This is a genomic window from Streptomyces sp. Ac-502, assembly GCF_045222935.1.
Lineage (GTDB): Bacteria > Actinomycetota > Actinomycetes > Streptomycetales > Streptomycetaceae > Streptomyces > Streptomyces monomycini.
Map to the genome: position 1 here is coordinate 5,558,120 of NZ_JBHFFO010000001.1, position 21,688 is coordinate 5,579,807.

The following is a 21,688-nucleotide window of genomic DNA, read 5'->3' on the forward strand; positions in this document are numbered from 1 at the left end:
CGATGGTAGAGCGCCTCCGGCACGGGGTGACAGGGTGTTTGCGGAAATAAGGACCGCTCCTGCGTGGCTCGGACCCCGCTGCTCCACTTCCCTACCTTCCGCTACCCCTGCCCGGATAACGGTCAGGCACTCAGGGGAAGTTGTACGACCAGTAGCTTTCCGGCCATGGTGATCCCGCCGTCCATGGCGATGGCCAGCCCGTCGGCGTAGAGGTGCGGGCCGTCGACGGCGATGCCCTCGCCTTCGTCGTCCTCGCCGCCGACCTCGCCGAGGAGGTACGGGATCGGGCTGTGGCCGTGCACGACGCGCCGGCCGCCGTAGGTGTCGAGGAGTTCCCGTACGGCCATCGGGCCGGCTTCCTCGTCGCGGAAGGCGAACCGCTTGGTGAACTTGCGGAACAGGTCCCAGACCTCGTCCGCGTCGCTGCGCGTGAGGACGTCGTGGACGGTGTCGTTGACGTCCTCGATGGAGTCGCCGTACTCCAGGTAGGCCGTGGTGTCGGAGTGCACGAGCAGGTGCCCGTCCTCCTCCGAGACGGCGTCCAGCCGGGCCATCCACTGCAGGTGGTGGTCCTGGAGGCGGTCCATGTCGGTCTTCTGGCCGCCGTTGAGGAGCCAGGCGGCCTGGAAGGACGCCGTGCCGGCGCCGGACTGGACCGGGATGTCACCGAACCGCTTGGCGCCGAGGAGCAGCAGTTCGTGGTTGCCCATCAGGGCCTTGCAGTAGCCGCCGGCCGCCGCGGCCTCGGCGGACAGCTGCATGACCAGGTCGATCACGCCGATGCCGTCCGGGCCGCGGTCGGTGAAGTCGCCGAGGAACCACAGGCGGGCGTTGCCGGCGGCCCACTGGCCGTCGGCGTCGATGAGGCCCTCGGCGGCGAGCGCCTCGCGCAGTTCGTCGTAGTAGCCGTGCACGTCGCCGACGACGTACAGCGGTCCGCCGCCCTCCTGCTGCTCGGCGGCCGGTACGGCCGACTCGGGCACCGCCGCCAGGTCGACGGTCGGGCGGTCGATGAGGGTGTCCGTACGGGTGACGGGCGGGAGGTCCGTACGGCCCTCGGCGCCACCGGGGGCGTCGGCCCGGGCGTCGGCGCCGATGACCGGAAGGGAACGTTCCGTGGGCGTGTACTCGGGCGGCATGCCGTGTGGAGCGGCGGACGCGCCCACGGATGCCGGAGGAGCCGTCGGCCGCGGGGGGGCCGCGGGTGCCGGGGGCACCGGCGGAGCAAGCGGCTGCCCCGGAGCCGGAGGTTGTGCCGGCATGGTCCGCACCATGGGTCCCACACTGGCCCCCTGAGTCATCGACCCCTCCACCGTCGCGCCGCCGTGCACCTCGCGGACCTTGCCTGGTCGACGGCGGTCCGTGGTGTCGTGCGCCCATCATAGGAATGCCGCTCGCGGGTTGTGACGCACCCGGGGGTGGTCAATCGCTCGGCGCCCGGTGTTCGCTGCCGTTTTCTCCGGGATCCACCCGATTTTATCCCGGGCGGCCGGATGGCGGGCGGGCGGCGCGGCGATGGCGGGAGGACGGTACGACGTACCGAAGTCGCCCGGTGGGTGCTCGGCGGGGTGCTCCGGCCCGACACCTCGCCCGGACACACCTCCGGCCGTGCGGACGCGAAAGGCGCGTCCACACGGCCGCTCGAACGTGTGACGGTCGGACCCGGAGGGCCTCCGCGGTGACCGGCGGGGTCAGGCCCCGGACGGTCCCCGCGGCGGACTGACGGTCGTCCGTGTGGACCTGCGCTGGGAGGAGGTCCGCACGATCAGATCGGTCGGTATCACCTGCTCGACCGGTCGTCCGCTGTCCAGTCCTTCGATGGCGTCGATGAGGAGCTGGACGACGGCGGTGCCGATCCGGCGGGGTTTGAGGGAGAGGGTGGTGATCGGGGGTTCGGTCGTGGCGTAGACCGTGGACTCGCTGCAGCAGACCAGCAGCAGGTCCTCGGGGACGCGCAGGCCGTAGCGTCTGGCCGCCGCCAGCAGGTCGGTCCCGTTCGGGTCGAACAGGCCGTACACCGCGTCCGGACGGTCCGGACGGGCCAGCAGGCGGTCGGCGGCCACCGCGCCCGCGCACGGGTCGTGCGCGGGGTAGGACTCGTACACCGGGTCCTGTCCGACGCGCTCGCACCAGTGCAGGTAAGCGGTGGTGGAGAGCCGGGTGTAGGTGTCGGTGGTGGTGCCGGTGAGCAGGCCGATGCGGCGGGCGCCGGCGTCGGCTAGGTGGTCGAGGAGGCCGAGTACGGCCGCCTCGTGGTCGTTGTCGACCCAGCCCATCACGGGGAGGGTTCCGCCGGGGCGGCCGTCGGAGACGACGGGGATGCCGTGCCGTACGAGCTCGGTGACGACGGGATCGCCGTCGGCCGGATCGATGACGACGGTGCCGTCGAGGGCGACGTTCGACCAGACGTCGTGGCGGGAGGTCGCGGGCAGGATGACGAGGGCGTAGCCGCGGGCGAGCGCCGCCGAGGTGGCGGCTCTGGCCATTTCCGCGAAGTACGCGAATTCGGTGAAGGTGAAAGGTTCATCCCCGTACGTGGTGACGGTCAGGCCGATGAGCCCGGACTTGCCGGTACGGAGCGTGCGGGCGGCGGCGGAAGGGCGGTAACCCAACCGGTCGGCCACCTCGCGGACGTGGCGACGGGTGGCATCCGGAAGCCGGCCCTTGCCGTTGAGCGCGTCGGAGACAGTCGTGATGGATACCCCGGCTGCGGCGGCCACGTCCCGGATGCCTGCCCGCCCCAGCCGGCGACCGGTAGACCGGCTCACCTGGTGCTTCCCTGCTGCTGTCATGGCGAGCCGATAGTAGGGCTCGGGCGGTCCTTTCGCGGGGCGCTGTGTGCGGCAGTGGAAAGGCACGTTTCTGCATGCCCGCATGCCCCTCGTGCCCTGTGAAACGAAGGGAGTTGGGGGTGTTCACTGGTGACTGTCGGAGGAACGTTGGGAGTCGTCGGCGGATTGGTCCAGGTCTCGAAGCGGTCTCAAGTCACCTTCACGAGGGATGCGCGCCACGGCGCGAGCCACCGGCGCGTGACGCAGGGCGTAGCGCTCCCCAAGGGCTGTGCGCGGTGGGGACGGGCTGCGAGGTCGATCTTCAGGGGGCTTTCCTCCTGTACGGACGATCTTCCCGGCAGGGGGGATCGTCCGCGGTGAGGCGGGGCGCCTGGGTGAGGCGGGCCACAGGGGGAGTGGGGCCGTCGGTAGGCGGCGTGGTCTACGAGGGTGGGTGATCCGCCGGGGTTGGGGCGGCCACCAGGGGGCCGCCGGGGGCAGGGTGGCCATCGGAGATCCGTCGGCGGCGGGGCGGCCACCGGGGTCCGTCGGGGGCGAAGCGGCCACCGGGGTCTGTCGGGGGTGGAGCGGCCACCGGGTCCCGCCGGGGGCGAAGCGGCCACCGGGGTCCGTCGGGGTCGGGGCGGCCCCCGCGCTTCCGGCACCCGACGCCGGGCCCACGGCTCGAACACGAACAGGAAGGCGGACCAGGCCCCGGAGACGGCATCCGATCCGGCCGAGGCCTACGCCTGACGGAGCAATCCTCATAAGGTGTGCAGTATTGGAGACGGACGGCACGGTCGAGGAGGAACCTGCGGTGAGCGAGAAGAGCCCGAAGCTGCGCGCTGCGCTGGACGGCATCCCCACCTACAAGCCCGGCAAGCCGGCTGCGACGGGCGGCCCCGTCACCTACAAGCTGTCCTCCAACGAGAACCCGTACCCGCCGCTGCCCGGCGTCCTGGAGAGCGCGGTGACCGCGGCCGGGGCCTTCAACCGCTACCCGGACATGGCTTGCACGGGGCTGATGGCCGAGCTGTCGGAGCACTTCTCGGTGCCGGTCGAGCACCTGGCGACGGGCACGGGTTCGGTGGGCGTGGCCCAGCAGCTGGTGCAGTCGACGGCCGGGCCGGGCGCCGAAGTGATCTACGCGTGGCGCTCCTTCGAGGCGTACCCGATCGTGACCCAGGTCGCCGGGGCCACGCCCGTGCAGGTGCCGCTGACCTCCGGTGAGGTGCACGACCTGGACGCGATGTACGAGGCGATAACCGACCGGACCCGGCTGATCTTCGTCTGCAACCCCAACAACCCCACCGGCACCGTCGTCCGCCGGGCGGAGCTGGAAGCGTTCCTGGACCGGGTGCCCAGCGACATCCTGATCGTGCTGGACGAGGCGTACCAGGAGTTCAACCGCGACGCGGACGTACCGAACGGCCTGGACCTGTACCGGGACCGCCCCAACGTCTGCGTGCTGCGGACCTTCTCCAAGGCGTACGGGCTCGCCGGCCTGCGCATCGGCTTCGCGGTGGCCCACGAGCCGGTGGCGGCCGCGCTGCGCAAGACGGCCGTGCCGTTCGGCGTGAGCCAGCTCGCGCAGGAGGCGGCGGTGGCGTCGCTGCGCAGCGAGGGCGCGCTGATGGAACGGGTGGACGCGCTGGTCACGGAGCGGGCCCGGGTCTGCGAGGCGCTGACCGCGCAGGGCTGGACGGTGCCCGAGACGCATGCGAACTTCGTCTGGCTGCGGCTGGGCGAGCACACGCTCGACTTCGCGGCGGCCTGCGAGAAGGCGGGCGTGGTGGTGCGTCCCTTCGCCGGCGAGGGTGTGCGCGTGACGATCGGCGAGACGGCGGCGATGGACCTGTTCTTGCAGGCTGCCGAGCAGTTCCGCAAGGAGCTGTGAGCGGCGGCCAGCTGCTGCCCCGAGCGGGGGCGTGTGCCTGATGGGCGCGCGCCCCCGCTCTGCTGTTCCTGCGCTTTTCCGGGCGTGACGGTCGTCACGCACCCCCGTCAGGATCAAAAACCAGCCATGGGTGATAATTGCTTGTGAATGTGAACGCGTTCACAAGCGCGCCCCTTATGTACCGCTTCCATCGGGACAAACCGGGGCGAAGCAGCCGTAGACAGCACACGGCGACGTAAGGAGAGACCCGACGTGGACCTGGCGTTGGCGCCAGAGACCCTGGCGCGATGGCAATTCGGCATCACGACCGTCTACCACTTCCTCTTCGTCCCCCTCACGATCTCCCTCGCCGCGCTGGTGGCCGGGCTGGAGACCGCATGGGTGCGGACGGGCAAGCAGCAGTACCTGAAAGCCACCAAGTTCTGGGGCAAGCTCTTCCTGATCAATATCGCGATGGGTGTCGTCACCGGCATCGTCCAGGAGTTCCAGTTCGGTATGAACTGGTCGGACTACTCGCGGTTCGTCGGTGACGTCTTCGGCGCCCCGCTCGCGTTCGAGGCCCTCATCGCCTTCTTCTTCGAGTCCACCTTCATCGGCCTGTGGATCTTCGGCTGGGACAAGCTGCCCAAGAAGATCCACTGCTTCTGCATGTGGATGGTCTCGATCGGCACCATCCTGTCGTCGTACTTCATCCTCGCGGCCAACTCCTGGATGCAGCACCCGGTCGGCTACAAGTACAACGCCGCCAACGGACGCGCCGAGCTGACCGACTTCTGGAAGGTGCTGACCCAGGACACCACGCTCGTCGTCGTCTTCCACACGCTGACCGCCGCCTTCCTGACCGGCGCCGCGTTCATGGTCGGCATCGCCGCGTACCACCTGATGCGCAAGAAGCACGTCAAGGTGATGCGCACCTCGCTGCGGCTCGGCCTGGTCACCCTGGTCATCGCCGGCGCGCTCACCGCGATCAGCGGCGACCAGCTCGGCAAGGTCATGTTCCGGCAGCAGCCGATGAAGATGGCCGCCGCCGAGGCGCTGTGGGACAAGGAGGGCCCGGCGCCGTTCTCCGTCTTCGCCTACGGCGACGTCGACAAGGGCCACAACAAGGTCGCCATCGAGATACCCGGGCTGCTCTCCTTCCTCGCCCACAACGACTTCTCCACGCCGGTCCCCGGCATCAACGACGTCAACAAGGCCGAACAGCAGAAGTACGGGCCCGGCGACTACCGGCCCAACATCCCGGTCGCCTACTGGGGCTTCCGCTGGATGATCGGCTTCGGCATGGCCTCGTTCGCCATCGGCCTGGCCGGGCTCTGGCTCACCCGCAAGAAGTTCTGGCTCTCGCCGGGGCTGCGTACGGGGGACGAGGAGCCACCCCACCTGGCGCTCACCAAGAACAAGGTGCTCGGCGTCCGCCTGAGCAAGCTCTACTGGTCGCTGGCGTTCGTCACCCTCGGCTTCCCGCTCATCGCCAACTCCTGGGGCTGGATCTTCACCGAGATGGGCCGGCAGCCCTGGGCGGTGTACGGCGTCCTGAAGACCTCTTCGGCGGTCTCCCCGGGCGTCTCGCAGGGTGAAGTGCTCACGTCGATGACCGTCTTCACGCTGCTGTACGCGATCCTCGCGGTCATCGAGGTCCGGCTGCTGGTCAAGTACGTCAAGGCCGGGCCGCCGGAGCTGACGGACGACGACCTCAACCCGCCCACCAAGATCGGCGGCGACCACGCGGACGCCGACCGGCCGATGGCCTTCTCGTACTAGGGGGCGACCGTGGAACTCCATGACGTCTGGTTCGTACTCATCGCCGTGCTGTGGACCGGGTACTTCTTCCTCGAAGGATTCGACTTCGGCATCGGCGTCCTGACCAAGCTGCTCGCCCGCGACCGGAGCGAGCGGCGGGTCCTGATCAACACCATCGGCCCGGTCTGGGACGGCAACGAGGTGTGGCTGCTCAGCGCGGGCGGCGCGACCTTCGCCGCCTTCCCGGAGTGGTACGCCACCCTGTTCTCCGGCTTCTACCTGCCGCTGCTGCTCATCCTGGTCTGCCTGATCGTGCGCGGTGTCGCCTTCGAGTACCGCGTCAAGCGGCCCGAGGAGCGCTGGCAGCGCAACTGGGAGCACGCGATCTTCTGGTGCTCGCTGCTCCCCGCGTTCCTGTGGGGCGTCGCTTTCGGCAACATCGTGCGGGGCGTGCAGATCGACGCGCACAAGGAGTACGTCGGCGGCGTCCTGGACCTGCTGAACCCGTACGCCCTGCTCGGCGGCCTGGTCACGCTGACCCTGTTCACCTTCCACGGCGCGGTCTTCGCCTCGCTGAAGACGCTGGGCGACATCCGGGCACGGGCCCGCCGGACGGCCACCGTCCTGGGTCTGGCCACCGCCGTGCTGGCGATCGTCTTCCTGGGCTGGACCCAGCTCGACAAGGGCGACACCTCGTCGCTGGTCGCGATGGCCGTCGCGGTGGTGGCGCTGGTCGCCGGGCTGGTGATGAACCACCTCGGGCGGGAAGGCTGGTCGTTCGCGTTCTCCGGCGTCACGATCGTCGCCGCGGTCGCGATGCTGTTCCTGACGCTCTTCCCGAACGTGATGCCGTCCTCGCTGAACGAGAGCTGGAACCTCACGGTCTCCAACGCCTCGTCCAGTGCGTACACGTTGAAGATCATGACGTGGTGCGCGGGCATCGCCACCCCGATCGTCATGCTCTACCAGGGCTGGACCTACTGGGTCTTCCGTAAGCGGATCGGTACGCAGCACATCGCCGACGCCCACTAGGCAGCCCCCCGGTGGGGTCCCGGCGGGACCCCACCGGCCGTCACCGGCTGATCAACTTCCGTCCGGGAGAGGTTGTTTCACGTGAAACCCGTCGACCCGCGCCTGCTGCGGTACGCCCGCTCCACCCGGTTCTTCCTCGCCGCGGTGGTGGTCCTCGGGCTGGCCGGCTCGGGTCTGGTCATCGGCCAGGCCATGCTCGTCGCCGAAATCGTCGTCGGTGCCTTCCAGCGCCACCTCGATCTCGGCGACCTGGGCACACCGGTGGTGCTGCTCGTCCTGGTCTCCGTCGGCCGGGCCCTGGTGGCCTGGCTGACGGAACTGGCCGCGCACCGGGCGAGCGCGGTGGTCAAGTCCGAGCTGCGTACGCGGCTGCTGACGCGGGCGGCGGCCGGGCTGGGCCCGGGGTGGCTGAGCACCCAGCGGTCCGGGGAACTCACCACCCTCGCCACCCGCGGTATCGACGCCCTCGACGACTACTTCGCGCGCTATCTGCCGCAACTGGGCCTGGCGGTCGTCGTACCGGTCGCCGTGCTGGCGCGGATCGTCACCGGCGACTGGATCGCGGCCGCGACCATCGTCGTGACGCTGCCGCTGATCCCGCTGTTCATGGTCCTCATCGGCTGGGCCACCCAGAACCGCATGGACCGCCAGTGGCAGCTGCTGTCCCGGCTGTCGGGCCACTTCCTGGACGTGGTCGCCGGGCTGCCCACACTGAAGGTCTTCGGCCGGGCCAAGGCGCAGGCCGCGTCCATCCGTTCCATCACCGGCGAGTACCGCCGCGCCACGCTGCGCACCCTGCGGATCGCCTTCCTCTCCTCCTTCGCGCTGGAACTGCTCGCCACGATCTCGGTCGCGCTGGTCGCCGTCGGCATCGGCATGCGGCTCGTGCACGGCGACCTGGACCTGTACACCGGCCTGATGGTGCTGGTCCTGGCGCCCGAGGCGTATCTGCCGTTGCGACAGGTCGGCGCGCAGTACCACGCGGCCGCCGAGGGACTGGCGGCCGCCGAGGAGATCTTCGCGGTGCTGGAGACACCGCTGCGCACGACGGGCGGCGAGCCCGCTCCCGACAGCACCGCACTGTCCGTCGAGGGACTGGTCGTGCGCCATCCCGGCCGCACCGAACCCTCGCTCCCCGAGACGTCGTTCGAGGTCAGGCCCGGTGAGACGGTGGCCGTCGTCGGTCCCTCCGGCGCGGGCAAGTCGACCTTGCTGAACGTCCTTCTCGGCTTCGCCGTACCCGCGGCGGGACGGGTACGGATCGGCGGCCGCGACCTGACCACCGTCGATCCGGAGGACTGGCGGCGGCAGATCGCCTGGGTGGCGCAGCGTCCGTACCTCTTCGCGGGCACCATCGCCGACAACGTGCGGCTGGCCCGCCCCGACGCGGACGACGCGGCGGTACGTGCCGCGCTCCGCGACGCCGGGGCCCTGGACTTCGTCTCCGCCCTGCCCGACGGCGCGGAGACCGTGCTCGGCGAGGGCGGAACCGGGCTGTCGGCAGGGCAGCGGCAACGTCTGGCCCTGGCCCGCGCGTTCCTGGCCGACCGCCCGGTCCTGCTGCTCGACGAGCCGACCGCGAACCTGGACGGCGAGACGGAGGCGGGCATCGTCGACGCGGTACGCCGCCTGGCGGCCGGCCGCACGGTGCTGCTGGTCGTCCACCGGCCCGCGTTGCTGGTGGTGGTGGATCGTACGGTGCGGCTGGCGGGGCCGGGGGCGGCGGTGGCCGCGGAGGGGGCTGACGGGGGCGGGCGTCCTATGGCGGCCGGCGCGCCCGCGGAGATCGGGAAGCCCGTCGCTTCCACGGAGTCCGTCGCTTCCACGGAGTCCTCTGCTCCCACGGAGTCCGCCGCTTTGCCGGAGTTCGCCGTGTCCACAGAGCCCGCCGCGCCCTCGGGTCCCCTGCGGGGGAGTGCCGAGGAAGCCGTACGCGACGATCTTGCGGCGTCGGAGTCCGAGGACGGTGCGGATGACGGCCTAGGTGGTCCGGAGGTCGTGGCCGGTGCCCGGCGCCCGGCGCTGGCGCGGCTGCGGGGCCTGGCGCGTGCCCGTTGGGGCCGGCTCGGACTGGCGCTGCTGCTGGGCAGCCTGGCGCTGGGCAGCGCCGTGGGCCTCATGGCGACGTCCGGCTGGCTCATCTCCCGGGCGGCGCAGCACCCGCCCGTCCTGTACCTGATGGTGGCGGTCACCGCGACGCGGGCCTTCGGCATCGGCCGGGCCGTGTTCCGGTACGCGGAGCGGCTGGTGGCGCACGACGCCGTCTTCCGGATGCTCGCGGACGTACGGGTGGCCGTCTTCCGGCGCCTGGAACGTCTGGCGCCCGCCGGGCTGCGGTCGCGCAGCAGCGGCGACCTGCTGTCGCGCCTGGTGGCCGATGTCGACGCCGTACAGGACTACTTCCTGCGGTGGCTGCTGCCGGTCGGAGCGGCCGTGGTGGTCGGCGTGGGTTCCGTCGGGTTCACCGCCTGGCTGCTGCCCGAGGCGGGCGCCATCCTCGCTGCCGGGCTGCTGTTGGCGGGCGTGGGAGTGCCCGCGCTGTCCGCCGTGCTCGCGCGCCGCGCCGAGCGGCAGCTCTCCCCCGCCCGGGGCGCGCTCTCCACCCACGTCCTCGACCTGCTCACCGGCACCGCCGAGCTGACGGTGTCCGGCGCGCTCACGTCCCGTATCGACCGGACGCGGCGTGCCGACCGTGACCTGACCCGGATCGCGTCCCGTTCGGCGGCCGCGGCCGGTGCCGGGGCCGGGCTGTCCGCGCTGCTGTGCGGGCTGACGGTGGCCGCGGCGGCTGTCGTCGGTGTGCGGGCCGTCCACGAGGGGCGGCTGGAGGGCGTGTGCCTGGCCGTCGTGGTGCTCGTTCCGCTCGCCGCCTTCGAGGCCGTCGCGGGGCTGCCGCTCGCCGTGCAGTACCGGCAGCGCACGCGGCGGGCGGCCGAGCGGGTCTTCGAGGTGCTGGACGCGCCGGAGCCGGTCAGCGAACCGGCCGGCGCGGTGGCCGTACCGGTGCCGGACTCCCCGTTCCCGCTGGTCGTGGAAGGGCTCACGGCCCGGTACCCCGGTCAGCGGGTGCCCGCTCTGGACGGAGTCGGCTTCACCCTCCCCGCCGGGCGGCGGCTGGCGGTGGTCGGACCGTCCGGTTCGGGCAAGACGACGCTCGCCCAGGTGCTGCTGCGCTTCCTGGACCGGGAGTCCGGCTCGTACACGCTGAACGGTGTGGACGCGGCGGCAGCGGACGGGGACGCCGTACGGCGGCAGGTCGGCCTCTGCGCGCAGGACGCGCACCTCTTCGACAGCTCGGTACGGGAGAACCTGCGGCTCGCGCGGCCCGGAGCGGGCGAGGACGACCTGTGGGACGCGCTCTCGCGGGCCCGCCTGGCCGACTGGGTGCGGTCGCTGCCCGACGGGCTGGACACGATGGTCGGCGAGCACGGTGCCCGGCTCTCCGGCGGTCAGCGGCAGCGTCTCGCGCTGGCCCGCGCGCTGCTCGCCGACTTCCCCGTCCTGGTGCTGGACGAGCCTGCCGAACACCTCGACCTGGCCACGGCCGACGCGTTGACCGCCGACCTGCTGGCCGCGACCGAGGGCCGTACGACCGTGCTGATCACGCACCGGCTGGAGGGCCTGGAGGCCGTCGACGAGGTGCTGGTCCTGGACGCGGGACGGCCCGTCCAGCGCGGCACGTACACGGAGCTGGCGGCGGCCGACGGCGCGTTCCGCCGGATGCGGGAGCGTGAGCGGGCGGTGGACGCGCGGGCCGGGGACCGGGGTGCGGCGGACGCGTGTCCGGTGGGCGTGGGGCAGGCCCGGTGAACGGCTGAAGAACGACGGGTGCCGGCGGCCGCTGCGTACGGTGGCGGCGGACGTCCGGACCGGGGTGACGTGGCAGCCCGGGGCGGTCCGGGGTGGTCCGGTCCGGCGTCCGAATTGCCGCATAGAAGGCTTTCATCGGGAAAGCAACTATTAGGCTCGTCTCATGGCAGTCACGACAGGACCCTCAGACCCCATGGGCACCGGGGAACCCACCGGCGCGGGCTCCGGGGCGACGTCCACCGGCGCGGGGACGGGGGCGGCGTCCACCGGCAAGAGTTCCGGTACGGCGCCCACCGGATCCGGTGGCGCGACCGCGCCCGGTCCCGGTCCCGCTTCCGATTCCGGTCCCGATCCCATGGAAGCGGCCACCGAGGCGACCCGCAGCCTCCAGGGCCTGTCGACCGAGCTGACCGCACGGGTACCGCAGCTCCTGGAAGCGATGCGTACCGTCGGCGCGGGCCTGGACCTGCACATCACCCTGGACCGGATCGTCGAGACCGCCGCCGAGCTGGCCGACGCCCGCTACGCCGCGATCGGGATCATCGACGAGGCGCGTGAGGGCCTGTCGGACTTCGTGACGTACGGGGTCAGTGCCGAGGAGCGGGCCCGGATCGGCGCGCTGCCCGACGGGCACAAGGGACTGCTCGGCGCCCTCATCCACGATCCGAAGGCGCTGCGGCTGGCGGACCTGACGCAGGACGTGCGGTCGGCGGGCTTCCCGCCGGGGCACCCGCCGATGCGGACCTTCCTCGGGGTGCCGATCCGAGTCCAGGGGAGATTTTCGGCAACCTCTATCTGACCGAGAAACGTGGCGGCGGCGAGTTCAGCGAGGGCGATCTGCACATGGTGCGGGTGCTCGCCACCGAGGCCGGCATCGCGATCGGCAACGCGCGGATGTACGCGGCGACGCGGCAGCGGGAGCGGTGGATCGACGGTGCGGCCGCGGTGACCACCGCGCTGCTGGCCGGCAGCGACGTGGACGACGCGCTCGCGGTCGTCGCCGAACAGGCACGCAAGCTGGCCGACTCGGCGGCCGGCATCGTGCTGCTGCCCGCGGCGGACGGCGGACTGGAGATCGTCGCGGCGTCGGCGGACGATCCCGCCGGTCTCATCGGTACCCACATGCCGTCCGAGAGCCCGGTGGCCGCGCGACTGCTGGCCGGTGAGCCGGTGTTCGTGGAGGACTCGGCCACCGACGCGCGGATGGTCACGGGCGTCGCGCCGCGGTTCGGCCCCAGCATGCTGCTGCCCCTCAAGAGCGGCGGCCGGGTGCTGGGCACGCTGGCGACACCGCGGAAGCGCGGCGACCGCCCTTTCACCGCCGCCGAACGCACGCTGGCCACCCAGTTCGCGGCCCAGGCCGCGCTGGCGCTCGTGCTGGCCGACGCGCAGCGCGACCGCGAGCGGCTGGCCGTCTACGAGGACCGCGACCGGATCGCCCGCGACCTGCACGACCTGGTCATCCAGCGGCTCTTCGCGACCGGGATGATGCTGGAGAGCGCGCAGCGCAGGTCGGTCGTGCCCGAGGTGCAGGAGGGCATCGGCAAGGCCGTGGACGAGCTCGACGTCACCATCCAGGAGATCCGTACCGCGATCTTCGCGCTGCAACAGGGTCCGGCCGAGGCGCCGCCCGGGCTGCGGACCCGGGTCCTGCGGGAGATCGGCACCGCCGCCGTGCCGCTCGGCTTCCAGCCGTCGGCCAACTTCATCGGCCCGGTGGACGCGCGCGTCGGCGAGCTGACCGGCAAGAACCTGATCGCCGCGCTGCGCGAGGCGCTGTCCAACGCGTTCCGGCACGCGGACGCCTCGCGCATCGAGGTCGTCGTCGACTCGATGATCAAGCTGCCGGACGGCCGGGACGGCGTACGGCTGACGGTCGCCGACGACGGTGTGGGCATTCCGGACGGCGGCCGGCGCAGCGGCCTGCGCAATCTCGCGAAGCGGGCCGAGTCGCTGGGCGGGTCCAGCACGTACGGGCCGGGTCTGGGGGAGGGCGGCGCGGGGACGATGGTGACGTGGGAGGCACCGCTCTAAGGGGCGGCGAGGGTGGTGGGTGAGACGGGAGCGGATCGGTGGCCGTACCCGGGCCGCGTCCGGACGGACCAGCTGGGATACCTCCGTACGGTTCAACCGGTATTCGAGTGATCTGTCGTGGTTGCTGGAGCGGTTGATTCCGGCCATTCCGCGGGAGGCGGATTGCTCCGTTCGGAGCCTCGCGGACGAAGGAGGCGAAACGTTTTAGTTGGTTTTACGGATGTCCGTGCAACTATCAGACCATGTGTCCAGGTTCGCTGGATTGGTTGCGTAAGACGGTCCGAGGGTGGTGGCGCCCTGCCCGGCGTACGTACGGGCGGGCGGGGCGCTGTGTCCCCTGGCGGCGTCGCGCGCCGTCACGCGCGGTGCGGGTGACGTTGTCGCTGGTCATGGCGCTGACGGCGGCGGCCGGTACAGAGACTGCCGTCGGCGGGACGGCCCGGGACGGGTCCCCAGCGGCCGCCAGGTTCCCGGCCGCCGCCAGGGCCCCGGCGGGACCGAGCACCGTCGCCCCCTTGGCATCACTGCCCGCCCCCCGCCGCTCCTCCCCGGCGCGCGCCCACGGTGCCGACCGGCTGGCCGACGCGAGCCTGGAGGTGCTCCGGCTCGGCAGGGCCGCGCACCGGACCGGCCGGTCGTACGCGAAGACCCTGAGCGAGGTGAGAGCCGGCCGGGCCCGCGCTTCGCGGCTGCACGCGGCGCTGCTCCGGGAGCGCCGCAGGGCCGTCGACCTGCGCCGGGCCGCCGGACGGATCGCCGGCGCACAGTACCGGGGCAACAACCGGCTCCCGTTCGCGCTGAGTGCCCGGGCAGGGCACGGCTCCCAGACGCGTCACGGCCATCCGGCACATCTCGGCCCGGAGGCGGTACTGAACGCCTACCGGGAGGCCGAGCACCGGCAACGCCTGCTGGCGTCCCGTACGCGCGAGGCGCTGCGTCTGAGCCGGGCCCTGGAGACGGACAGTGCGGCCATGCTGGCCCGCTCCGCCGCACTGGACGTGCACCGCTCCCGTCTCGACGCCGAACGCCGTCGCATCAGCCGCCGCCTGGGCGTCGTCCGCGTACAGCTTCAGGTCCTGTCCCGGAAGGCGTCGCGTGAGGGGCGTTGCGGGCCGCCCGGCGCGGTGTCCACGGCGGCGAGGCGCTCAGAGGCCCCGGCGCCGCCGGTGACGGCGCCGGGCGTCAGGTGGACGCGGCCGGTGGAGCACTACGTCCTGTCCGCGGGGTTCGGCGGCGCGGGCCGCCGCTGGGCGCGCGGCCACACGGGCCAGGACTTCGCGGTGCCGGTCGGCACGCCCGTACGGTCCGTGGGCTGGGGCCGTATCGCCAGCCTGACCTGCGGCGACGGCTTCGGGATCAGCATGGTGGTGCAGCACGGCGCCGGTGCGTTCTCGCAGTACGCGCACCTGTCGGCCGCGTTGGCCCGTCCCGGGCAGCGGGTGCGGCCGGGGCAGCAGATCGCGCTGTCCGGTACGACCGGCAACTCCACCGGGCCGCACCTGCACTTCGAGGTACGCCGCACGCCGCGCATGGGCTCGGGGGTTGATCCGGTGCCGTGGCTGGCGAAGCGGGGGTGTGGTTGCGATGAGGAGGTGTGTGACGATCCGGTGGCTGATCGTGATGAAAAGGTGTGGTGGAGAGGCGTGGTGGCGAGGGGCGGTCAGCGGTGCTCAAGGATGCGTTCGATCACGGCCGCCACGCCGTCCTCGTTGTTGCCGGCCGTGTGCAGGTCCGTCGCGGCCAGTACGGCGGGGTGGGCGTTCGCCATGGCGTACGCGGTGCCGGCCCAGGTCAGCATCTCGATGTCGTTGGGCATGTCCCCGAAGGCGACGACCTGGTCGGGGGTGATGCCGCGTTCCGCGCAGCAGCGGGCCAGGGTGCCGGCCTTGCTGACGCCCAGGCCGCTGATCTCCAGGAGCGCGGTGGGGCTGGACCGGGTGAAGGAGGCGTACGCGCCCGCCCGCGCGCGAGCGAGGTCCAGGAAGGCGTCCGGGTCCAGGTCGGGGTGGTGCGCGAGGAGTTTGAGCACGGGCTGGTCGGGGCTCAGCGGGGAGTGGCGCTCCTTCGGGCTCACTTCGGCCAGAAGTTTCTCCGCGGGCGCGATGACGGCGGCCGGGTCGAGGTGGAAGGGCGGGTACGCGGGCTCGTAGTTGATGCCGCCGGTCCGCTCGACCGCGAACGTCGTCCCGGGGCGGCAGCGCGCAGCGCGTGCACGACGGAGAGCGCTTCCGGCCGCTCCAAGGGGCTGATTCCGACGAGGCGGCGGCCGTGGTGAAGATCGACGACGGCCGCGCCGTTCGCGCAGATCGCCAGCCCGTGCCCGTGCACATGGTCACTGACCACGTCCATCCAGCGGGCCGGCCGGCCGGTCACGAAGAAGACTTCGATGCCTGCCCGCTCGGCGGCGGCCAGCGCGGCGATCGTCCGGCCGGAGACCGTCTTGTCGTCGCGCAGCAACGTGCCGTCGAGGTCGGTGGCGATCAGCCGGATCGTTTTCCCGTCGGACCCGGGCGCCAGGGGAGGCTCTGCGGAGGCATCGGTCACGCAGCCCATCTTCGCGCATATGCGCGCACAGGCGTGCGGCGGGTCGCGCGCATGAGCTTGACGGAGGTGGGACGCGTGTCGGGAGTACGGGGGCGTACGCCGGAGGTGCCGGACGGCCGTACGGGAACGGGTACCGGGCCGTAAGGGGACGAGCGCAGGGTCGTACCGGGGCGGGTGCCGCGCGCACCCGCCCAAGGGCGGAGCCGGGACTGCACGGGTTCGGGTGGGGAGGCGTACGGATGCAGTGGCAGGCATACGGCTGGCAGCGTGCGCGCCGGTACGGCATGCGCACCCCGCGTGCACGGCCTGTGTCTCCCGAGCGCGGGTGCTCACCGCGGCTCGCGGGCCGGGTGCCCCGCCGCCGTACGCTCGTACCCATGCGACTGAGCACCGTGATCCTTCCTGTCCGCCGCTGGTCCGAGGGTGGCCGGGAGGTGTGGCAGCGCGCCGAGGAGCTGGGCTTCCACACCGCGTACACCTATGACCACCTCTCCTGGCGGAGTTTCCGTGACGGACCGTGGTTCGGCGCGGTGCCGACACTGACCGCGGCCGCCGCCGCGACGTCCCGGATGCGGCTGGGCACGCTCGTCACGTCCCCGAACTTCCGGCACCCGGTGCCCCTCGCCAAGGAACTGATCTCCCTGGACGACATCAGCGACGGGCGGATCACCCTGGGCATCGGCGCGGGCGGATCCGGTTTCGACGCCACGGCCCTTGGCCAGGAACCGTGGACGCCCCGGGAACGGGCCGATCACTTCGGCGAATTCGTGCCGCTGCTGGACCGGCTGCTGACGCAGGACGTGGTCTCGTACGAGGGCGTGCACTACCGCGCCCACGAGGTGCGCAACATCCCCGGCTGTGTACAGCGGCCCCGATTGCCGTTCGCGATCGCGGCCACCGGGCCGCGTGGCATGCGGCTGGCCGCCCGGCACGGCCAGGCGTGGGTGACCACCGGCGACCCGAAGACCTCCGCGAACGGCACCGCGGCCGAGTCCCTGGAAGCGGTACGCGGCCAGATCGAACGCCTCGGCAAGGCCTGCGCCGAGGCCGGCCGGGACGCCGGCGAGCTGTCGAGGACCATGCTCACCGGCTTCACGCCGGACCGCCCGCTCGATTCCGTGGACGCCTTCGTGGACTTCGCGGGTGCACACGCCGAGGCGGGCATCGACGAGATCGTGCTGCACTGGCCGATCGCCGATTCGGTCTTCGCAGCGGACCTCTCGGTGTTCGAGCGGATCGCCGGCGAGGGGCTTGCGCAGCTGGGGGCGTAGGCGGGCTGGGGCCGTGGACAGGCGGGCCGGGGTTGTAGGCAGGTGTGCCGGGGCCGTAGGCAGGTGGGCCGGGCGTTCCGGGTCACCGGGGCCGACGCGCAGCCGCTGTCCCGCGGGCGGGCGAATCCATGGCCTGCGCTTTACGCCGTAACGAGCGGACAAGAGGGAGAATCGGGTCAGAGGCGCCTGAACGGTTCCTCGGGTGGACTCTGCGGACTCTGCGTTTTGGAGGACTGAGAGGCATGGCACGAACCCGATTCGCCCCCGACCGCGGACTGACGTCACGCATGGTCACGACCATGTTCTTCATCGGCCTGCTGTACGTGGTCGTGGTGGGCGCGCTGGTGGTGCTCCTCAAGGGCGCGTGGGTCGTGGTGCTGCTCATCTCGGGCGCCATGTTCGTCGCGCAGTTCTGGTTCAGCGACCGGATCGCCGCCTTCAGCATGGGGGCGCGTGAGGTCACTCCGGAGCAGGCACCGGAACTCCACGGTGCAGTCGACCGGCTGTGCGCCCTCGCCGACATGCCCAAGCCGCGCGTGGCCGTCGCGGAGTCCGACGTACCGAACGCCTTCGCGACCGGCCGCAACCAGAAGAACGCGATGGTGTGCGCGACGACCGGCCTGCTGCGGCGGCTGGAGCCGGAGGAGCTGGAAGGCGTACTGGCGCACGAGCTGTCGCACGTCGCACACCGCGATGTGGCGGTCATGACAATCGCCTCGTTCCTGGGCGTACTGGCCGGGATCATCACGCGCGCGGCCCTGTGGAGCGGCGTCGGCCGCAACAGCCGGGACAACAACGCGGCGATCGCCGTCCTGGTCGTCACGCTGGTCAGCGCCGTGGTCTACGCCGTCAGCTTCCTCCTCACCCGCCTGCTGTCGCGCTACCGGGAGCTGTCCGCCGACCGGGCCGCGGCGATCCTGACCGGGCGCCCGTCGGCGCTGGCCGCCGCACTCACCAAGGTCACCGGCCAGATGGCGCAGATCCCGACGCGGGACCTGCGCAAGGCCGAACCGTTCAACGCGTTCTTCTTCGCGCCGGCGTTCTCGAAGGAGAGCTTCGGGCGGCTGCTGTCTTCGCACCCGACCCTGGAGCAGCGGCTGGAGCAGCTGGGGCAAATCTCGGCGCAGCTGGGGCGGCCGTAGGAGCGGTCGCGGGGGCTGCCCTCCGGGCGACCTTCGGAGACGGATCAAGGAGAGGCACCGTATGGGATTCCTGGACGCCATCCTCGGACGCAGCAAGCCGGTGCGCCCGGACCTCGACCGGCTGTTCGCGCTGCCTTCCGCGGCTGTCACCCTCCAGGCCGCGACCGGCTTCCGGCCCACCGGCCTGGGGTCGGTGTGCTTCGCGAGCGTCGAGGGCGGCGCGTTCCGCGGCATCCAGGAAGAGGTGCGCGATCTGCTGGGCAGTCCGGCCGAGTTCAGTCAGGACGGGTACGGCTACTCGTGGATGCTCACGCGGCACGAGGCGGAGGACAGTGCGGGGCTGGTGAACGATCTGCACACGGTCAACAGTTCCCTGGAGAGCACCGGATTCGGCCCGCAACTGCTGTGCTCCCTCATGGGTTTCCGGGACGATCGGGGCAGGCCACTCGCGCTCGTCTACCTCTACAAGCGCGGCACGTTCTACCCCTTTGCGCCGCAGACAGGGCCGGGTGGTGCCGCCGAGAAGCGCGACAACGCCCTTGAGCTGGAAGTCCGGGCCGTGCTCGCCGACGACTTGGAGACCGAGCCGGACCTGAGCCGGTGGTTCCCGGTCTGGGGCGCGCCGGGGCTGTGACGAGCTAGGAGGTCTCGGCGGGCGGGCGGGCAGTCGGGCAGGCGGGGGCTACTGCTCTTGCTTCTGGGTCTGCGCTTGTTCCCGGGCCTGCTCCTGGTCCCGAACCTGATCTCGTTCCTGAACCCGACCTTGGCCCTGGGCCAGCTCCAACTCCAGCTCCGCGTCGTGGTGCTGCTCCGATCCCTGCTCCCCGGCCGCTTCACTGCTCCGGCGGGCCTGGTCCGAAGTGATCTCGGATGCTGCCCAGTTGGCCCATTCCTCCATCATGGCGGTCTGCCGCAGGCCGAATTCCAGGGCGATGCGCCCGTAGACAGCGATCATTTCCCCTCCCAGTTGCCGGCGTCGGCCAAGGCCCGGTAGTCGGCGTGCGCGCGGGCGGACCGTTCGGCCTGTTGCAGAAGGTACGTACGGGCTTCCAGCGGCGTCAGGACACCGAGGAAGAAGACGCGCAACAGGCCGTCGTGACGCTGGGGTCCGACGGGCTCCACCTCCGTGAGCCAGTGGTGCAGTTCGGCCAGGCCCGCCTTGGTGATGGCGTACTCCTTGCGGCCACGAGGGCCGTGGGAGGCCACCTCGATCAGGTCGGCCGCGGTGAGTTTGTTCAGCTCTCCGTAGACCTGGCTCTGGGTGGCCGGCCACACATGCGCGAGCGACAGGTCGAACGTCTTCATCAAGTCGTAGCCGCTGGCGGGTGATTCGGCCAGCAGGCCCAGAACGGCGTGGCGGAGGCTCATGTCCGTCACTTTACCTTCCAGTCTTGACACGTCAAAGAAGTACCTTCTAGCTTCGACATGTCTGAGTTGGAATGTCGCTGGATGGCCGGGGACGGCCGGGGGAGTCGAGAGTCATGACCTTCTTGCGGGGGTTCTTTCCGTGGATCGCCTACGGAGCAGTGGCCTGGGCGTCGTGGCAGTGGGCCGCGTTGCTGGCCTTGGTGATCGGTGTCGTGGTGCTTTACGCGGACCGTGCCGAGGGGCTGGCGCCATCGTTCCGGGTGCTGGAGTACGGCAGCCTGGTGTTCTTCGCCGGCATCACGGCCCTGGCCTTCTTCCGCCCGGACAGCGGTCTGCGGATCTACGACGGGGCCCTGTCCTCGGGCTGGCTGGCGCTGGTCACCTGGGGGTCGATGGCCGCCCGCCGGCCTTTCACACTCGCGACAGCCCGCCGCAAGGCGCCGCCCGAGGTGTGGCGTAACCGGCTGTTCCTGCGGATCAATTACGTGCTCACCGCGGCCTGGGCGGCGTCCTTCACGTTCGCCGCGGCCGGGCAGGCGTTGGTCACGGGCCTCGGGCTGGGGCTGTCCGCGATGATCTCCATCCATGTCAGCGCCTTCGTCATCCCGTTGCGTTTCACCGCGAGCTATCCGGAGCGTGCGCGAGCGCGCTTCCTGGAGCAGGCCGGCGGCCACCCCTACGTACAGGAGGCTCAACCCGTATGACGACGACCAACGCCCTCGGATCCGCCGTCCCGGCGTCCGGCTCCGGCGGCGCCCCGGCCCCGCACCTGGCGGGGAACTTCGCCCCGGTGACCAAGGAACTCACCGCGTACGAGCTGCCGGTCACCGGCGCGATACCGCCCGAGCTGGTGGGCTGGTACCTGCGCAACGGCCCCAACCCGCGGGACGCCGCGTCGGCGCACTGGTTCTTCGGTGACGGCATGGTCCACGGTGTCCGCCTGGAAGGCGGCAAGGCCGTCTCGTACCGCAACCGCTGGGTGCGCACCTCGACCCTCACCGACGGCGCCCAACCCCGGGAGCGGGACGGGCGCCCCGACCTGACCGCCGGTGTCGCCAACACCCACGTCGTGCACCACGCGGGCCGCACTCTCGCCCTGGTCGAGTCATCCTTCCCGTACGAACTCGACTGCCGCCCGGGCCACGAACTGGAGACCATCGGCCCGTACGACTTCGACGGACGGCTGACCACCGCCATGACCGCTCACCCCAAGACCTGCCCGACCACGGGGGAGCTGCACTTCTTCGGATATGGGGCTCCGGAGCCGCCGTACCTGACCTACCACCGTGCGGACGCCTCCGGCGCACTGGAGCTGAGCCGCCCCGTCGAGGTGGCGGCGTCCACGATGATGCACGACTTCCACCTGACGGCCGGGCACGTCGTCTTCATGGACCTCCCGCTCGTCTACGACCGCGGAACTCCCGGCATGCCGTACGTGTGGGACCAGGAGTACGGTGCCCGGCTCGGTGTGCTGCGTCGTGACGATCCGCACGGTGACGTCCGCTGGTTCGCCATCGACCCCTGCTACGTCTTCCACTCCATGAACGCGTACGACGACGGCCCGGGGCGCATCGTCCTCTACGTCTGTCGCTACCCGGCGCCGGAGCTGAAGTCACTGCCCACACTGTGGCGGTGGACCATCGACCTCGCGTCGGACAAGGTCGTCGAGGAGCAGGTGGACGACCAGTCGGGCGAGTTCCCGCGTGTGGACGACCGGCTGGCGGGGCTGGACGCCAGGTTCGGGCACATCACGCGGAGCGGGGGCCCCGGCGCAGGCCCGACGCCGAGCGCATTGATCCGCTATGACCTGCACACCGGCACCAGCACCCGGTACGACTTCGATTCCGGCCGTACACCGGCCGAGGCGGCCTTCGCCCCGGCGGACGACCGGCCGGGCGGCCCCGGGTGGTTGCTCACTTACGTCTATGACGCAGCCCGCGACTCCAGCGATCTTGTGATCCTCGACGCGGAGGACATAACCGAGGGGCCGGTGGCCACGGTCCACCTGCCCCAGCGGGTGCCCTACGGGTTCCACGGGAACTGGATCCCGGACCCGGCGCAGTAGGGACGCGGCGGACC

The 21,688-nt window shown here is 71.4% G+C and carries 13 protein-coding genes and 3 pseudogenes; 11 read left to right on the forward strand and 5 right to left on the reverse strand.

Going from position 1 to position 21,688, the window contains the following annotated elements:
* Positions 1 to 122: 122 nt before the first annotated feature.
* Positions 123 to 1,301, reverse strand: coding sequence for a metallophosphoesterase (locus ACEXOX_RS25140; RefSeq protein ID WP_406523420.1), 1,179 nt, complete (start codon positions 1,299 to 1,301; stop codon positions 123 to 125).
* A gap of 390 nt (positions 1,302 to 1,691) precedes the next feature.
* Positions 1,692 to 2,792, reverse strand: a complete 1,101-nt coding sequence (locus tag ACEXOX_RS25145) for a LacI family DNA-binding transcriptional regulator (RefSeq protein ID WP_030022912.1) — start codon at positions 2,790 to 2,792, stop codon at positions 1,692 to 1,694.
* A 796-nt stretch (positions 2,793 to 3,588) separates the two neighbouring features.
* Between ACEXOX_RS25145 and hisC the strand changes: the two genes are divergently transcribed.
* The 6 genes and pseudogenes from hisC to ACEXOX_RS25175 form a co-directional block, all read left to right on the forward strand.
* Positions 3,589 to 4,668: a histidinol-phosphate transaminase gene (gene hisC, locus ACEXOX_RS25150; protein WP_406523422.1), complete on the forward strand. Its 1,080-nt coding sequence runs from the start codon at positions 3,589 to 3,591 to the stop codon at positions 4,666 to 4,668.
* A gap of 252 nt (positions 4,669 to 4,920) precedes the next feature.
* Entirely contained in the window at positions 4,921 to 6,429 is a 1,509-nt protein-coding gene (locus tag ACEXOX_RS25155) for a cytochrome ubiquinol oxidase subunit I (RefSeq protein WP_406523423.1), read from the forward strand.
* Positions 6,430 to 6,438: 9 nt separating this feature from the next.
* Positions 6,439 to 7,440 (forward strand): cytochrome d ubiquinol oxidase subunit II, encoded by a 1,002-nt coding sequence (gene cydB, locus ACEXOX_RS25160; protein ID WP_406523425.1) that lies wholly within the window; start codon positions 6,439 to 6,441, stop codon positions 7,438 to 7,440.
* Positions 7,441 to 7,521: 81 nt separating this feature from the next.
* Positions 7,522 to 11,250 carry a thiol reductant ABC exporter subunit CydD gene (gene cydD / locus ACEXOX_RS25165; RefSeq protein WP_406523427.1) on the forward strand — a complete coding sequence of 1,243 codons (3,729 nt, stop codon included), beginning with the start codon at positions 7,522 to 7,524 and terminating at the stop codon, positions 11,248 to 11,250.
* Between the two features lie 355 nt (positions 11,251 to 11,605).
* Positions 11,606 to 13,284, forward strand: a pseudogene (locus ACEXOX_RS25170) (GAF domain-containing protein).
* Between the two features lie 971 nt (positions 13,285 to 14,255).
* Positions 14,256 to 14,756, forward strand: a pseudogene (locus ACEXOX_RS25175) (M23 family metallopeptidase); the annotation flags it as partial.
* A gap of 188 nt (positions 14,757 to 14,944) precedes the next feature.
* On the opposite strand, the pseudogene ACEXOX_RS25180 reads toward ACEXOX_RS25175, so the two are convergent.
* Positions 14,945 to 15,837: pseudogene (locus tag ACEXOX_RS25180) on the reverse strand (Cof-type HAD-IIB family hydrolase).
* A gap of 368 nt (positions 15,838 to 16,205) precedes the next feature.
* Between ACEXOX_RS25180 and ACEXOX_RS25185 the strand changes: the two are divergent.
* The 3 genes from ACEXOX_RS25185 to ACEXOX_RS25195 all read left to right on the forward strand — a co-directional run bounded on the left by ACEXOX_RS25185 (position 16,206) and on the right by ACEXOX_RS25195 (position 18,875).
* Positions 16,206 to 17,099: an LLM class flavin-dependent oxidoreductase gene (locus ACEXOX_RS25185; RefSeq protein ID WP_406523429.1), complete on the forward strand. Its 894-nt coding sequence runs from the start codon at positions 16,206 to 16,208 to the stop codon at positions 17,097 to 17,099.
* A gap of 242 nt (positions 17,100 to 17,341) precedes the next feature.
* Positions 17,342 to 18,241, forward strand: a complete 900-nt coding sequence (htpX, locus tag ACEXOX_RS25190) for a zinc metalloprotease HtpX (RefSeq protein WP_406523431.1) — start codon at positions 17,342 to 17,344, stop codon at positions 18,239 to 18,241.
* 61 nt (positions 18,242 to 18,302) lie between these two features.
* Positions 18,303 to 18,875, forward strand: a complete 573-nt coding sequence (locus tag ACEXOX_RS25195) for a hypothetical protein (RefSeq protein WP_406523433.1) — start codon at positions 18,303 to 18,305, stop codon at positions 18,873 to 18,875.
* 48 nt (positions 18,876 to 18,923) lie between these two features.
* On the opposite strand, the gene ACEXOX_RS25200 is transcribed toward ACEXOX_RS25195, so the two are convergent.
* Together ACEXOX_RS25200 and ACEXOX_RS25205 are read right to left on the reverse strand one after the other, a co-directional pair.
* A complete protein-coding gene (locus ACEXOX_RS25200) occupies positions 18,924 to 19,196 on the reverse strand; it encodes a hypothetical protein (protein WP_406523434.1) in 273 nt (90 codons plus the stop codon).
* The gene (locus tag ACEXOX_RS25205; RefSeq protein WP_406523436.1) at positions 19,193 to 19,609 is read right to left on the reverse strand and encodes a PadR family transcriptional regulator; all 417 of its coding nucleotides are present in this window, start codon (positions 19,607 to 19,609) and stop codon (positions 19,193 to 19,195) included. The genes ACEXOX_RS25200 and ACEXOX_RS25205 overlap by 4 nt, the downstream gene beginning before the upstream one ends.
* A gap of 113 nt (positions 19,610 to 19,722) precedes the next feature.
* On the opposite strand from ACEXOX_RS25205, the gene ACEXOX_RS25210 reads away from it, so the two are divergent.
* Positions 19,723 to 20,313: a hypothetical protein gene (locus tag ACEXOX_RS25210; RefSeq protein WP_406523438.1), complete on the forward strand. Its 591-nt coding sequence runs from the start codon at positions 19,723 to 19,725 to the stop codon at positions 20,311 to 20,313.
* Positions 20,310 to 21,674, forward strand: a complete 1,365-nt coding sequence (locus ACEXOX_RS25215; protein ID WP_406523440.1) for a carotenoid oxygenase family protein — start codon at positions 20,310 to 20,312, stop codon at positions 21,672 to 21,674. Before ACEXOX_RS25210 ends, ACEXOX_RS25215 begins: the two co-directional genes overlap by 4 nt.
* Positions 21,675 to 21,688 lie beyond the last annotated feature (14 nt).